Annotated in this window: 12 protein-coding genes; 5 read left to right on the forward strand and 7 right to left on the reverse strand. The window is 72.0% G+C overall.

Annotation, left to right across the window (positions count from 1 at the left end; translation table 11 throughout):
- Nucleotides 1-151: 151 nt before the first annotated feature.
- The gene (locus Cus16_RS02650) at nt 152-376 is read left to right on the forward strand and encodes a hypothetical protein (protein WP_069711029.1); all 225 of its coding nucleotides are present in this window, start codon (nt 152-154) and stop codon (nt 374-376) included.
- An 85-nt stretch (nt 377-461) separates the two neighbouring features.
- On the opposite strand, the gene Cus16_RS02655 is transcribed toward Cus16_RS02650, so the two are convergent.
- From Cus16_RS02655 to Cus16_RS02675, 5 genes are all read right to left on the reverse strand, one after another.
- Nucleotides 462-1235 carry a type 1 glutamine amidotransferase gene (locus Cus16_RS02655; protein ID WP_069711030.1) on the reverse strand — a complete coding sequence of 258 codons (774 nt, stop codon included), beginning with the start codon at nt 1233-1235 and terminating at the stop codon, nt 462-464.
- Complete coding sequence (locus tag Cus16_RS02660; protein WP_069711031.1) at nt 1232-2491, reverse strand: MurT ligase domain-containing protein; 1260 nt, start codon at nt 2489-2491, stop codon at nt 1232-1234. Before Cus16_RS02660 ends, Cus16_RS02655 begins: the two co-directional genes overlap by 4 nt.
- Before the next feature lie 6 nt (nt 2492-2497).
- Nucleotides 2498-3805, reverse strand: a complete 1308-nt coding sequence (locus Cus16_RS02665; RefSeq protein WP_069711032.1) for an RNA polymerase sigma factor — start codon at nt 3803-3805, stop codon at nt 2498-2500.
- Nucleotides 3806-3996: 191 nt separating this feature from the next.
- On the reverse strand, nt 3997-5322 hold the full coding sequence (locus Cus16_RS02670; protein ID WP_069711033.1) for an MFS transporter: 1326 nt from the start codon (nt 5320-5322) through the stop codon (nt 3997-3999).
- Nucleotides 5323-5435: 113 nt separating this feature from the next.
- Nucleotides 5436-6359 (reverse strand): proteasome assembly chaperone family protein, encoded by a 924-nt coding sequence (locus Cus16_RS02675; protein ID WP_069711034.1) that lies wholly within the window; start codon nt 6357-6359, stop codon nt 5436-5438.
- A gap of 83 nt (nt 6360-6442) precedes the next feature.
- On the opposite strand from Cus16_RS02675, the gene Cus16_RS02680 reads away from it, so the two are divergent.
- The 3 genes from Cus16_RS02680 to sucB all read left to right on the forward strand — a co-directional run bounded on the left by Cus16_RS02680 (nt 6443) and on the right by sucB (nt 11044).
- Nucleotides 6443-7924: a leucyl aminopeptidase gene (locus tag Cus16_RS02680; RefSeq protein WP_069711035.1), complete on the forward strand. Its 1482-nt coding sequence runs from the start codon at nt 6443-6445 to the stop codon at nt 7922-7924.
- Between the two features lie 152 nt (nt 7925-8076).
- Nucleotides 8077-9450 (forward strand): dihydrolipoyl dehydrogenase, encoded by a 1374-nt coding sequence (gene lpdA, locus Cus16_RS02685; RefSeq protein WP_069711036.1) that lies wholly within the window; start codon nt 8077-8079, stop codon nt 9448-9450.
- A 73-nt stretch (nt 9451-9523) separates the two neighbouring features.
- Entirely contained in the window at nt 9524-11044 is a 1521-nt protein-coding gene (gene sucB / locus Cus16_RS02690) for a 2-oxoglutarate dehydrogenase, E2 component, dihydrolipoamide succinyltransferase (protein ID WP_069711037.1), read from the forward strand.
- A 102-nt stretch (nt 11045-11146) separates the two neighbouring features.
- On the opposite strand, the gene Cus16_RS02695 is transcribed toward sucB, so the two are convergent.
- Nucleotides 11147-12046 (reverse strand): hypothetical protein, encoded by a 900-nt coding sequence (locus tag Cus16_RS02695; protein ID WP_141718772.1) that lies wholly within the window; start codon nt 12044-12046, stop codon nt 11147-11149.
- 127 nt (nt 12047-12173) lie between these two features.
- Between Cus16_RS02695 and Cus16_RS02700 the strand changes: the two genes are divergently transcribed.
- Entirely contained in the window at nt 12174-12887 is a 714-nt protein-coding gene (locus Cus16_RS02700; RefSeq protein ID WP_069711039.1) for a DUF4191 domain-containing protein, read from the forward strand.
- A gap of 380 nt (nt 12888-13267) precedes the next feature.
- Here the strand turns inward: Cus16_RS02700 and Cus16_RS02705 are convergent, their stop codons facing one another.
- Nucleotides 13268-13738 carry an RDD family protein gene (locus Cus16_RS02705; RefSeq protein WP_069711040.1) on the reverse strand — a complete coding sequence of 157 codons (471 nt, stop codon included), beginning with the start codon at nt 13736-13738 and terminating at the stop codon, nt 13268-13270.
- Between the last annotated feature and the right edge of the window lie 80 nt (nt 13739-13818).

The raw sequence follows: 13818 nt of genomic DNA on the forward strand, positions 1-13818 counted from the left end.
GCCTCGGCCCCGGTCAGCGGCGCGCCTCGGACTGGGGACAACCGCTCCGCGGTCAGCGAAACAGGCCGCCCCGGATGCACGTCTCCCAGCCACCTCGTGTTCAAATGAGTGCACGAAGCGCCACCACCTGCGATCCGTGAGGAGCACAGCAATGACCCAGACCGTGCAGGACCTCTCCATCGACGAGACCAGCAGCCACCAGCTCACCGCTGCTGACCGCTGCGACAGCTGCGGAGCGCAGGCCTACATCCGCGCCACCATGGCCAGTGGCGAGCTCTACTTCTGCGCCCACCACGGCGCCGAGTTCAAGGACAAGCTCGCGGCGACCGCCATCGAGTGGCACGACGAGAGCAGCCGACTCCACGAGTCGAAGTAGTCGTCACCCGACGAACGGACGGGAGGCGCGGTGCCAGCTGGCACCGCGCCTCCCGTCCGTTCGTGGTCGGGTGTCGACCGCGCGGTCAGGCGATCCGCTTGAAGGCCTTGTCGACGTAGCGGTCGATCGTCGCGCGCGCCTCGCGCGCGTACCTGTCGACGGCGGCTGTCCGCTCCGCGTCGGGCGTGTACTCGCGGTCGAGCCGCGCGGTGGCTGCAGCGAGGACCGCGTCGGTCAGCTGCGGGTTGAGCGGCAGGATCGGGCCCTGGGTGTGGGTGCCGAACGCGGTGCCGACGATCGCGCCCTCGACCGGGGACCCGGCCTGGTTGCCGCCGCCGGACACGACGTCGGCGAAGGGCTCCACGCCGGCGCCGAGCTCGATGCGGGTGGCGTGGTCCTCGAACCCCGCGAGGCGCGTCGACGCACCGCCGAGCAGCGGGTACCGCGTGTCGAGCACGAAGTAGTTGACCCGTCGCTCAGCGCCGCGGACGGCGCGCGCGTCGAACACCCCGAAACCCGCCACCGGCGCGCCCTCGGTCGGCACGACCTCGTTCGTCGCCAGGTCGAACCCGCCACCGACCGCGACGACCGGGACACCGGCGGCCGCGAGGTCGCGGACCGCACCGCCGACCCGCGTGACGTCGGCGCCGAGCGAACGCATGGCGCTGAGCGGGCCGTTGCCGACGACGACCACGTCCGCCGTCGTGGGCACCGGGTCGCCCGGCGCGTACTCGACGACCTCGGTGGCGATGTCCGCGGCCTCGGCACGGCGGACGAGCGCCGCGACGTTGCCGCGGTCGCCCGAGACGCCCATCTGGCGCGGGTAGACGTGCAGGATGGTCAACCGGTCGGCGGTCATGCCGTCTTCTCCATGTCGCCGTGGCCGAGGGCCTTGCGGGCGATCATCATGATCTCGTAGTTGACGATGAAGTTCTTCGTGCCGCTCGATGTCGCACCGAGACCCTGCATGTGCCTGATGGCGGCCTCGACGTCGGGCTCCACGCGGCCGATGCGCACACCGGCGTGCTCGAGCGCGATCGCGATCTGCCAGGCCTTGTCGCCCGAGACGACGTCGACGTGGTCGAGCTTCGAGAAGTCGATGTCGTAGATCCACGAGATGTCCGGCGTGCCCTCGTCGATCGCCATGAGGACCTGCTCCGGGTGGTCCGGCAGGGCGTCGAGGTTGAGCTGCAGGCTCGCGGCGTTCTTGAACATCGTGAACTCGGCGGACTCGCCCGCGATGGGCAGCCGCTCACCGCGGCCGTACGCCGGCTTCATCGTGCCGAACGCCGTCGTGACGGCGTCCGCGCGGAACTGCGCTCCGAGCGCGGCACTCGCGGTGGCCGTCGCGGCGGCGGCGTCGACCGCGTAGTGCAGCCCCCGCGCCGGCAGGCGGACCGGGATGTCCGTCCCGTCGAACCGCACGGTCGCACCGTCGCCGGTGTTCGTCACGACCTCGGACTCGGCCGGGTTCGGTTCCCCGGCGGTGCGGTCGAAGTCGTCGGCGTTCTGCAGGCCGTTCGGGGCGGCGGCCACGACCTCGGCACTCGCACCGAAGCGGAGCACGCGCTGGCCGGAGCGACCGACGTACGCGTCGAGGAACTGGTCGTCGCGGTTCGTGATGACGTTCGCGGTCGACAGCGCAGCGGTGTCGAGCATCATCGTCGCGACGCGCTCGGTCTCGAAGAACCGGTAGAGCTGGTCGACCTGGACGTTGAGCATCGTCACCGTCGACGGCGACAGGATCCCGGCGAGCTCGACCGCGAAGGCCTCGTCGACCTCGAGGATGCCGATGTCCGCCTTGAGTCGACCGGTCAGCGACACCTCGGACAGGAGCGCCGAGGCGATGCCCTGCGGCAGGTTGGCGCCTGAGGGGTTCGTGAAGACGCGGAGGCCGTGCGCCCGGACGATGTCCGAGATCATGTGCGTCGTCGTGGACTTGCCGTTCGATCCGAGCACGAAGACGACGCCGTTCGGGAACTGCTTCGTCACGTGCTGCAGGAAGTCCGGCACGAGCTTCAGGACGATGTAGCCCGGGTAGGCGGATCCACCGCCCCGCGCTCGTGCGAGGGCGCGGAGGATCCGCCCGACCAGGATTGGGACGAGGAAGCGCATGCCGGCTTACTCGAGGTAGTCGCGGAGCGACTGCGACCGGGACGGGTGGCGGAGCTTCGCCATCGTCTTCGACTCGATCTGCCGGATGCGCTCGCGCGTCACGCCGAACGTGTCACCGATCTGGTCGAGGGTCTTCGGCTGGCCGTCCCCGAGGCCGAAGCGCATGCGGATCACGCCCGCCTCGCGCTCGGACAGGGAGTCGAGCAGGCTCTCGAGCTGCTTCTGCAGCATCGTGAAGCCCACCGCGTCGGCCGGCACGACCGCCTCGGTGTCCTCGATCAGGTCGCCGAACTCCGAGTCGCCGTCCTCACCCAGCGGGGTGTGGAGGGAGATCGGCTCGCGACCGTACTTCTGGACCTCGACGACCTTCTCCGGGGTCATGTCGAGCTCGCGCGCGAGCTCTTCCGGCGTGGGCTCGCGACCGAGGTCCTGGAGCATCTGGCGCTGCACGCGGGCGAGCTTGTTGATGACCTCGACCATGTGCACCGGGATGCGGATGGTGCGGGCCTGGTCCGCCATCGCGCGGGTGATCGCCTGGCGGATCCACCACGTCGCGTAGGTCGAGAACTTGAAGCCCTTGGTGTAGTCGAACTTCTCGACCGCACGGATCAGGCCCAGGTTGCCCTCCTGGATGAGGTCCAGGAACTGCATGCCGCGGCCGGTGTACCGCTTCGCGAGCGAGACGACGAGACGGAGGTTCGCGCCGAGCAGGTGCGACTTGGCGCGCTGACCGTCACGGGCGACCCAGCGGAGCTCGCGCTCCTCGGGCTTCGACAGACCGGTCGAGTGCTGGAGCTTGTCCTCCGCGAACAGGCCGGCCTCGATGCGCATCGCGAGCTCGACCTCCTGCTCGGCGTTGAGCAGCGCGACCTTGCCGATCTGCTTGAGGTAGTCCTTCACCGGGTCGGCGGTCGCACCCGTGATGGTGGTCGAGTAGACCGGTGCCTCGTCGTCGTCGGACTGCGAGATGACGAGCGCACCCGCGGCGACCGCAGCGGCGGCGTCCGGCTTGGCGGTCTTGTCCTCGGTGTCGTCCGCCGTGTCCTCGGCGTCGGTGTCGTCGGGGGTCTCGACGGCGTCGTCGGCGGGCTCGACGGCCGCGTCGTCCTCGTCCTCGTCGTCGGCCTGCTTCTTCGCGCGGGTCGACGCCTTCTTCGGTGCGGCCTTCTTCGCGGCGGTGGTCTTCGCGGCGGTGGTCCTCGTGGCGCGCTTCTTCGGCGCGGCCTTCCCCTCGGCCGCGTCGGCGTCGTCCGCCGCGACGGCCTCGGGCTCGTTGTCCTTCGTGGGATCGATCGTCGTGCTCCGGGCAGCCATGCGATCACCTCTCTCGTCGTGCCACGTTCGTGGGGTCGTGGCCTCCCTCGCCGCCCAGGGCCTGGGCCGCAGTCCCCCGCGTCGTCAGGTCCTACCGTTCCGGGCAGCACGAGGACCCATGTCAAGTCCCCCGACTCCCACGGCGCGGTGCAGTGCCGTGGACATCCGGGGCCCGATGGGTCCGTCCTCCATTATTGCACGGCCTTCTTCCGCAGGCGTGCAACCAGTGCAACCCAGAGCGGGCCCACCCGTATTCCGTCCTGCGCGTGCATGTCCCGCCGGGTCCGCCGGCGGGCGAGCAGGAGCATCACGACGCCGAGGCCGACCACGACGTACTGCACCGTCAGCGCCACGCGGAAGTTCTCCCAGTCGAAGACCGTCCGCCCGGTCGCCCCGGAGACGACGTCGAGCAGGGTGCCGATGAGGAACATCATCACGAAGGCCGCGAGGAAGCCGCCGACGTTCACCACGCCGTTCGCCGAGCCGAGGGACCCGACCGGGTTGAAGCTCCGTGCGAAGTCGAAGCCGATGAGCGACCCGGGTCCCCCGACGCCCATCGCGAGCACGAGGAGCACGAGCAGCCACGTCGGCGGGTGCCCGGGCCAGAGCAGCACGGCCGTCCAGACGACCCCGAGCGCGAGGACGATGCCGAGCACCAGGTTCGACCGGCGGAGCGGGAAGCGCGCGCAGAGCACACCGAGCACCGGACCGGCGACGAAGCCCGTGATGACGATCACCGTGAGGAACCCGGCCGCCTCGCTCGGGGTGTAGCCGAGGCCACGGAGCATCGGGACGCCCCAGAGCAGGGAGAACACCGTGCCCGAGGACTGCGTGACGTAGTGCGACCAGAACCCGAGCTGCGTGCCGGGGCGCCGGAGCGCGTGCCCGAACGTGTGGAACGCGCCGCGCCACGAGTGCGGGAGGGGCAGCGGGATCGTGTCGGTGCGGACCGGCACCGGACCGTTCCGCACGAAGGCCACCGCGAGCAGCAGGCCCACCAGGCTCGCGGCCGCCGCGACGCCGAAGGCCGGCGTCCACCCCGCCGTGTGCAGGAGCACGGCGAACGGGAAGGCCGAGAGGATCTGGCCGACCTGGCCGAGGTTGCCCGTCCACTGCGAGATCTGCGGCAGGATCCGACCACTGAACCACATCGGCACGAGCCGGATGACCGAGATGAACGTCATGGCGTCGCCGGCACCGACGAGCACCCGTCCCGCGATGGCCGGTCCGATCGTCGGCGAGAAGGCCACGACGGTCTGCCCGACCACGAGGAGGGCGGCGCCGAGGAGCACGAGCTTCCGCGGCCCGACACGGTCGAGCGCGATGCCGACGGGGATCTGCAGACCGGCGTAGACGGCGATCTGCACGACGGCGAGCGTCGACAGGACCGCCGCGGAGACCGCGAAGCGGTCCTGCGCGTCGACCCCGGAGACGCCGAGGGACGAGCGCTGCACCACGGCCAGGACGTAGGCGAGCACCGCGACGCCCCAGACGAGGAAGGCACGGCGGGAGTTCACCCGACCAGGGTAGCGACGTGCGCACCGCGCCCGGACCGACCTGTGGAGGACGCGGCGTGCGGGGCGGACGGTGGAGGAGCCTCCCGGCCGCGACCGGTGCCGGCGACGCGCCGTCAGTCCGTGGGGGCGTCCCCGTCGGGTCGACGGTCGGCGAGGAAGCGTTCCAGCTCCGCGGCGATCGCGTCGGCCGTCGGGACCTGCCCGTCGACACCGGTCAGCGGCGACGCGACCGCGTTGCCCTCCATGTAGGTGTCGTGCCGCTCCTCGAGCACGGCGACCAGGCGCTGCAGCTCGGGGTTGCCGGCGACCTGCTCGTCGACGCGCGTGCGGAACTCGCGGTCGGCCTCGCGCAGGGCGTCGGTCGGGAAGATCAGGCCCGTGGCGGCCGAGATGCTCGACAGGCCCGTGACGGCGGCGTCCGGGAACTCGGTGTCGCCGAGGTAGTGCGGCACGAGGAGGACGAGCCCGGTGACCTGCTCGCCGAGCTGCGTCAGCCGGTGCTCGACGAGGTGCAGGACGTTCGCGGGAGCCTGCGTCTCGGGCTTCCACACGCTCATCTGCTCGACGAGGTCGGCCCGGGTGCCGGACACGGTCAGGTTGATCGTCCGGGTGTGCGGCACGGGCATCGGGATGGACTGCAACCACGTCGTGTCCGCGACGCCGAGGTCGTCGGCGAGCCCGGTGACCGCGTCGACGAAGCGGTTCCACTGGAAGTCCGGCTCGTACCCGGTGAGGAACAGGAACGGCTGCCCGAGCTCGTCGCGCACGAGGTGCAGCGCGAGGCGCGGCGGCTCGACGGCCGTGATGTGGTCGTGCTCGAAGGTGATCACCGGTCGCCGGGCGCGCCAGTCGAGGAGCACGTCCGGGTCGAACTCGGCGACCAGCTCGTGGTCGAGCCCGTCGAGGATGGACGACGTCACCTGCGCGACCGCGGACCCGGCGTCCACGAAGCCGGTCAGGCCCGCGACCAGGTGCAGCCCGGCCGGGACGGTCGGTGCGCCGACGGCGACGGTGTACAGGTCCTCAGGGTGGTCCACGTCCCTATGCTAGGCGGCGGCCCCGACCGTCCCGTGCGCGGTCCCGACGCTCTCGGCGAACACGTGCTGGCTAGGCTTGCCGCATGGTCCGACCGACGCTCTCCACCACCTCCACGACCCCCTCCGACGTCGACGCCGACGTCCTCGTGCTCGGCGTCCGCGCCGGCACCGACGGCGGCGCGCCCGCGATCGCGCCGAGCGCGGCGGGCACCCCCGACGCGCTCGCCGACCTCGACCTCGGCTCGATCGGCGTCACCGGCGCGAAGGACCAGCTCGTCCGGCTCCCCGGCACCGGCGTCGCCGCGGCCGGCATCGCGCTGGTCGGCCTCGGATCGGCCCTCGACGCCGCCGCCGTGCGCGCCGCCGCGGGCAGCGCCGTCCGCCAGCTCCCCCAGGTGTCGTCCATCGCCCTCGCGCTGCCGACCGACTCGGCCGAGCTCGTCGAGGCGGCACTCGAGGGTGCCGCTCTCGGTGCGTACGCGTTCACCCGGCACAAGGGGACCGGCACGACCGGCCCGACCCGGGGCGACCAGCGCATCGAGGTCGTCGCGCCCGCCGACACCGCGGCGGACGCGACCGTGCGCCCGGCGATCGTCGCCGACGCCGCGGCGCTCGTGCGCGACCTGGTCAACACCGCCGCCGGCGACCTCGGCCCCGCTGACGTCGCCGACGTCGCCGTCGCCCAGGCAGAGGGCCTCCCCCTCACCGTCGAGGTCCTCGACGAGCACCAGCTCGAGGAGCAGGGCTTCGGCGGCATCGCCGGGGTCGGCCGCGGTTCCGAGCGCCCGCCGCGCCTGGTCGTCGTCCGCTACGAGCCGGCGTCCGCGAGCAGGCACCTCGCCCTGGTCGGCAAGGGGATCACGTTCGACTCGGGCGGCCTCTCGCTCAAGCCCGCCGCGTCGATGCTCGGCATGAAGACCGACATGACCGGCGCCGCGACCGTGCTCGCCGCGACGATCGCCGCGGCCCGCCTCGGGCTCGACACGCGCGTGACGGCCTGGCTCTGCCTCGCCGAGAACATGCCCTCCGGGTCCGCGACCCGTCCGGGCGACGTCCTGACGCTCAAGAACGGCAAGACCGTCGAGGTCACGAACACCGACGCCGAGGGCCGCCTCGTCCTCGGCGACGGCATGGCCGCGGCCTCGCTGGAGCAGCCCGACGCGATCGTCGACGTCGCGACGCTGACCGGCGCGCAGGTCGTCGCACTCGGCGACCGCACCACCGGCCTGATGGGCAGCGACGACCTCGTCGCACGGGTCCGGGCGGTGGCCGACGCCGCCGCCGAGCCGATCTGGCCGATGCCGCTGCCCGAGGAGCTCGACGCACGGCTCGCCAGCGACGTCGCCGACATGGTGAACGCGACCGTCGGCAACCCCGCCGGCGGGATGCTCCTGGCCGGAAAGTTCCTCGAGCGCTTCGTCGGCGAGGGCATCGAGTGGGCGCACCTCGACATCGCCGGCCCGTCCGAGCACAAGGGCGGCGGCTACGGCTGGCTCGGCAAGGGTGCGACCGGCGTCATGGTGCGCACGCTCGTCGGACTCGCAGAAGAGCTCCAGTCCAGGTAGTAGGTTGGACCCGGCGGGCTGCGCACCGACGCGCGCCCGCCGGAACCAGCGGGACGGGACCGGAACCATGCGGTCCGACCGTCGGACGCCGCCGCCGCGGTGTCCAGCGGGGTCCGACCCGGGCCCCGACACGCACGAGGGAGTTGCACCAGGTGACGGAACAGACTTACGACGTCGTGGTCCTCGGTGGCGGTAGTGGTGGCTACGCGGCCGCGCTCCGGGCCGCCGAGCTCGGCATGAGCGTCGCGCTCATCGAGGGAGACAAGCTCGGGGGCACCTGCCTGCACCGCGGCTGCATCCCGACCAAGGCGCTGCTGCACGCCGCCGAGGTCGCCGACGCCACCCGTGACGCCGAGCAGTACGGCGTCATCGCCGAGTTCGCCGGCGTCGAGGTGCCGAAGGTCATCGACTACCAGCAGGGCGTCATCAACTCGAAGTACAAGGGCCTGCAGGGCCTGGTCAAGGCGCGCGGCATCACCGTCGTCCAGGGCTGGGGCCGCCTGACCTCGCAGAACACGGTGCAGGTCGGCGACCAGACGGTCACCGGTCGCAACGTCGTGCTGGCCACCGGCTCGTACTCGAAGTCCTTGCCGGGCCTCGAGATCGGCGGCCGCGTGATCACGTCCGAGACCGCGCTCAAGATGGACTACGTCCCGAACAAGGTCGTCATCCTCGGCGGCGGCGTCATCGGTGTCGAGTTCGCCAGCGTCTGGAAGTCGTTCGGCGCCGAGGTCACCATCGTCGAGGGCCTCCCCCACCTCATCCCCGCCGAGGACGAGTCGATGTCCAAGCAGCTCGAGCGCGCGTTCCGCAAGCGCGGCATCGAGTTCTCGCTCGGCATCCGCTTCGACCACGTCGACCAGCACGAGAACGGCGTGGTCGTCACGCTCGAGGACGGCAAGACCTTCGAGGGCGACGTCCTGCTCGTCGCCGTCGGCCGCGGCCCGCTCACGCAGAACATGGGCTTCGACGAGGTCGGCGTGGCGATGGACCGCGGGTTCGTCACCACGGACGAGCGCCTCGCCACGAACCTGCCGAACGTCTACGCCGTCGGCGACATCGTCCCCGGCCTGCAGCTCGCGCACCGCGGCTTCCAGCAGGGCATCTTCGTCGCCGAGGAGATCGCCGGCCTGAACCCGGTCGTCATCTCCGACACGAACATCCCGAAGGTCACCTACTCCGACCCGGAGGTCGCCTCCGTCGGGCTGTCCCAGGCCAAGGCCGAGGAGCAGTACGGCAGCGACAAGGTCGACACCTACGAGTACAACCTCGCCGGCAACGGCCGCAGCCACATCATCGGTACCTCGGGTGCCGTCAAGGTGGTCCGCGTCGTCGACGGCCCGGTCGTCGGTGTGAGCATGATCGGCGCGCGCGTCGGCGAGCTCATCGGCGAAGCGCAGCTCGCCGTCAACTGGGAGGCACACCCGGAGGACGTCGCGCCGCTCGTCCACGCGCACCCGACGCAGAACGAGGCACTGGGCGAGGCCTTCCTCCACCTCGCGGGCAAGCCGCTGCACGCGCTGTGACCACCACGGCACCCGTGCGCACCGAGACAATGACCACCACCACCACAGCAACCCGCGAACAGGAGCCCACCCGATGAGCGAATCCGTCAACCTCCCGGCGCTCGGCGAGAGCGTCACCGAGGGCACGGTGACCCGATGGCTGAAGAACGTCGGTGACCGCGTCGAGGTCGACGAGCCGCTGCTCGAGGTCTCGACCGACAAGGTCGACACCGAGATCCCGTCGCCGATCGCCGGCACCGTCGAGGAGATCCTCGTCCAGGAGGACGAGACCGTCGAGGTCGGGACGCCGCTCGTGAAGATCGGCGACGGCTCCGGTTCGGGTTCCGACTCCGGTTCGTCCGACGGTCAGGCGGCCGACCAGGGCGCCGACGAGGCAGCAGCCGACTCGAGCGAGCCCGAGACGGCTCCGAGCACCGAGCAGCCCGAGGAGCAGAAGGCTCCGGAGCCGCAGCAGGCCGACCCGGCGCCGGGTGGTCAGACCCAGCCCGCCGCCCCGCAGGCGCCGTCGGCTCCCCCGGTCCCGCAGGCCGCTCCGGTCCCGCCGCCCGCCGCCGTGCCGGCAGCGGTCCCCGCTCCGGCCGCCGCTCCGGCCCCGGCCGCTGCTCCGGCCCCGGCTGCTGCACCCGCGGCGTCCGGCGCGAACGCCTCGGCGTCCGTCCCGACGCCCAACCAGGACGCCTCGGCGACCGGCTACGTGACGCCCCTCGTCCGCAAGCTGGCGAACGAGCAGGGTGTCGACCTGTCGACCGTCACCGGCACGGGTGTCGGTGGGCGGATCCGCAAGGAGGACGTGCTCGCCGCCGCCGAGCAGGCGAAGTCCGCGGGTGCTCCGGCTCCCGCCGCCGCGCAGTCCGGCCCGTTCGTCGCCGAGACCTCGCCGCTCCGCGGGACGCGCGAGAAGATGTCGCGCCTCCGCAAGGTCGTCGCCGAGCGTGCCGTGCAGTCGATGACCTCGACCGCGCAGCTCACCAGTGTCGTCGAGGTCGACGTGACCAAGGTCGCGCAGTTCCGTGACGCGAACAAGGCCGCCTTCCAGGAGCAGACCGGTTCGAAGCTGAGCTTCATGCCGTTCTTCGCCCTCGCGGCGTCCGAGGCGCTCAAGGCCCACCCGAAGATCAACTCCACGGTCGAGGGCGACGAGATCGTCTACCCGGACCACGAGAACGTCGCGATCGCGGTGGACACCGAGCGCGGCCTGCTCACCCCGGTGATCAAGGACGCGTCGGGCCTGTCGCTCGCCGACTTCTCGAAGGCGATCGCCGACCTGGCCGAGCGAACGCGCAACAACCAGCTCAAGCCCGACGAGCTCGCGGGCGGCACGTTCACGCTGACCAACACCGGTTCGCGCGGCGCGCTGTTCGACACGCCCGTCGTGTTCCTGCCGCAGTCGGCGATCCTCGGCACGGGCATCGTCACGAAGCGCCCGGCGGTCGTCAAGGTCGACGGGCAGGAGGCGATCGCGATCCGTTCGTTCGTCTACCTCGCGCTGTCGTACGACCACCGGATCATCGACGGCGCCGACGCGTCGCGGTACCTCGTCGCGGTGAAGAACCGCCTCGAGGAGGGCAACTTCGGCCCGAACCTCGGCTACTGAGTCGACGGTCCGATCCACACCGGACGGCCCCGGTCCCGCGCAGGGACCGGGGCCGTCCGGCGTTCCGGGCGGGGGCACCGGGTCGTCCGGTGTCCGCGTCGGTCAGCGGACACCGACCGCAGCGGCGACCAGCCCGCCCGCCACCACGGTCCCGACGAGCGCGTGCCGGACCGGCAGCCGACGGGTGCTCCCGACCGGGATCCCCCGTTCGACGAGGTCGCGAGCGAGGGCGACGAGCGCAGCCCCGGCGGCGGTGCCCACGGCGGTGCTCGCTGCCGCGGCCCGCGCGTCCTGCCCGGGGACGGCCGTCGCTCCGTCGTCGAAGAGCGCTCCGTCGTCGAAGAACGCACCGAGCGGCCGCGTCCACCGCACCGGCCGCGGTGGTGCCGCCGCGAGCACGAGTGCGAGTGCGGCGCGCACGTCGTCCGCACCACCGTCGACCGCGGCGTGGAGGACGGGGTCGAGGGACTCCCGGACCGGGGCGCGCGCGTCGACGCGGTCCCACACCGTCCGCGCCGCCAGCACGAGCTGCCGCGACCCGTCCGCGTCCCGCGGCGAACGCGTCGGTCGGCCCACCGGCACCGGCACCGACTCGGTCGGCGTGGTGCCCGACGCCGAGTCGTCGCGGCAGGGCGGCACCGCGCCGGGCGGGCGATCGGCGACGAGCACGGCGCCGGCCTCGTCCACGCCGATCTCCTCGACGGAGAGCACCCCGAGCTCGAGGGCCCCGGCCCGTGCTCGGGCGGCCAGCTGCAGCAGCGGCACGGTGAGCGTCACGGCGACGCCCTCGGTCGGGGTGCCGACGACGTCGAGCGCCTCGTCGAGGGCATGCACGGGCGGACGGAGCACCTCGACCGCCGGGTGGCCGCTCGGACAGCGCCCGGCGCGGAGCACGGGCACGAGATGGGCGCCGCACCCCGCGGACCGGTCGGCGAGCCACCGCGCGAAGGCGGGCGGGTCTGCGGCACCGCACCAGTGGTCGGTGGAGTCTTTCGTGGTCACGGTGACCAGCGTGACGGAGCCGGGGCGGGCCTCCCGTCCGCAGGAGCGAACCTGTGGAGGAGCGTGTTCGCCCACAGCCTGAGCAGCGGCGGTCTGCGACGGATGACCGAGGCCGTATCCTGGTCGCATGGCACGCAGCACTCCCCAAGCGCCCAAGGCGAAGGAGCCGGGTCGTCTCAAGCAGATGTACCAGGTCTTCACCATGACCCGTCGGGCCGACCCGAAGTCCGTCTGGTGGTTCCTGCTGGCGTTCGTCGGCCCCGTCGTCCTCGGCGTCCTGCTCGCCCTGCTCCTGCCGGGTCAGAACTGGCTCGCGATCACGCTCTGGATCCTCGCCGGCGTCCTGCTCGGTGTGCTGCTGTTCCTCATCGTCCTCGGTCGGCTCGCCGAGCGCGCCGCCTACTCCCAGATCGCCGGCCAGCCCGGTGCCGTCGGCGCGGTGCTCTCGAACTCCCTGCGTCGTCAGTGGCGGTCGAGCGAGATGCCCGTCGCCGTCCACGGCCGGTCGCAGGCCGCGGTCTACCGCGCTGTCGGCACGCCGGGCGTCATCCTGATCACCGAGGGGCAGCGTGGCAACCTCAAGCGCCAGGTCGACGAGGAGCGTCGCAAGGTGCAGCGCATCGTCCCGAACGTCCCGGTGCACATCGTGCACGTGGACGACGACACGGACGGCGTGACCCTGCACAAGCTGCCGAAGGCGATGAACCAGTACAAGAAGGCGCTGAACCGGAACGAGGTCCTGGCGGTCGCGAACCGACTCGACTCGATGACGCACGGTCCCGCCGCGGCGATCCCGAAGGGCATGGACCCGATGCGTGCGCGCGCCGGGCGTCCCCGCTGATCCGCGTTTCCCTCTTCCGAGCGACGCCCCCGACCGTGCCAGGTCGGGGGCGTCGTCGTGTCACGGGCTCCCGAGTGCCGTCGTCGGTCGTGCACGTGCCTCTTTCGACATCCCGCGCGTCGAGCGACCGGTGCGGTGTCGGACGATGCGCGGGTACCGGGTGCGCATGCATCTTCCGACGTTGCGCGCGTCGATCGACAGCTGCGATGTCGGATCATGCGCGCGTACAGGGTGCACGTGCATCTTCCGACATCCCGCGCGTCGATCGACTGGTGCGATGTCGAAGAGCGCGCGAGTCCCCGCCGCGCAAGTCCCCGCCGCGCGAGCCCGGCCGCGCGAGCCCCGGCCACGCGCAGCCCCCCGCCGCAGCCCCCGCCGGTTCAGCGCCGGACGAGCACCGTCCCGGCGATGCGGTCGTGCGCCCCACGGCTGTCGCGGTCGATGATGAGCGCGGGGACGACCAGGCAGAGCAGGACCGTCCGGACGACCGGCCGCCACACCCCGACGTAGCCCCCGCGGATCGGGACGACCCGCAGGCCGACGCAGACGTGGCCGAACGACCCCGACAGCAGGCAGATGAACAGCACCTGCAGCGCTGCGAAGATCGCGAGCTGGATCCAGGTGTGCGCGATGTCGCCCGAGCCCTCGAGCGGTGACCACACCCCCGTGACGAACGCGACGAGGTCGGCGAGGGCACCGTCGATCAGCAGCGCGACGACCCGGCGACCGATGCGCCCGACGCTCCGTGGGCCCTCCTCGGGAAGCCCCAGGTCCTTGCCCGGCCAGCCGTCCGGGTGCTCCCCGCTCGGGTGTGCGGAGGACGCGGAGGGCGGGGTGGTGCTGCGGGCCATGCCCCCAGGGTAGGCGACCGCACCGACGTAACACGCCCGAAACAATGCAGTCATGTCCGGGAAACCCGGTGTCAATAGCC

It is taken from the genome of Curtobacterium sp. ER1/6, assembly GCF_001742745.1.
GTDB classification, from domain to species: Bacteria; Actinomycetota; Actinomycetes; order Actinomycetales; family Microbacteriaceae; genus Curtobacterium; species Curtobacterium citri.

Coding starts and splice junctions, on each gene's coding strand:
- Cus16_RS02705 (WP_069711040.1), bottom strand. CDS start 13,738: ATGGCCCGCAGCACCACCCCGCCCTCCGCGTCCTCCGCACACCCGAGC.
- sucB (WP_069711037.1), top strand. CDS start 9,524: ATGAGCGAATCCGTCAACCTCCCGGCGCTCGGCGAGAGCGTCACCGAG.
- Cus16_RS02660 (WP_069711031.1), bottom strand. CDS start 2,491: ATGCGCTTCCTCGTCCCAATCCTGGTCGGGCGGATCCTCCGCGCCCTC.
- Cus16_RS02650 (WP_069711029.1), top strand. CDS start 152: ATGACCCAGACCGTGCAGGACCTCTCCATCGACGAGACCAGCAGCCAC.
- Cus16_RS02680 (WP_069711035.1), top strand. CDS start 6,443: ATGGTCCGACCGACGCTCTCCACCACCTCCACGACCCCCTCCGACGTC.
- Cus16_RS02665 (WP_069711032.1), bottom strand. CDS start 3,805: ATGGCTGCCCGGAGCACGACGATCGATCCCACGAAGGACAACGAGCCC.
- Cus16_RS02700 (WP_069711039.1), top strand. CDS start 12,174: ATGGCACGCAGCACTCCCCAAGCGCCCAAGGCGAAGGAGCCGGGTCGT.
- Cus16_RS02655 (WP_069711030.1), bottom strand. CDS start 1,235: ATGACCGCCGACCGGTTGACCATCCTGCACGTCTACCCGCGCCAGATG.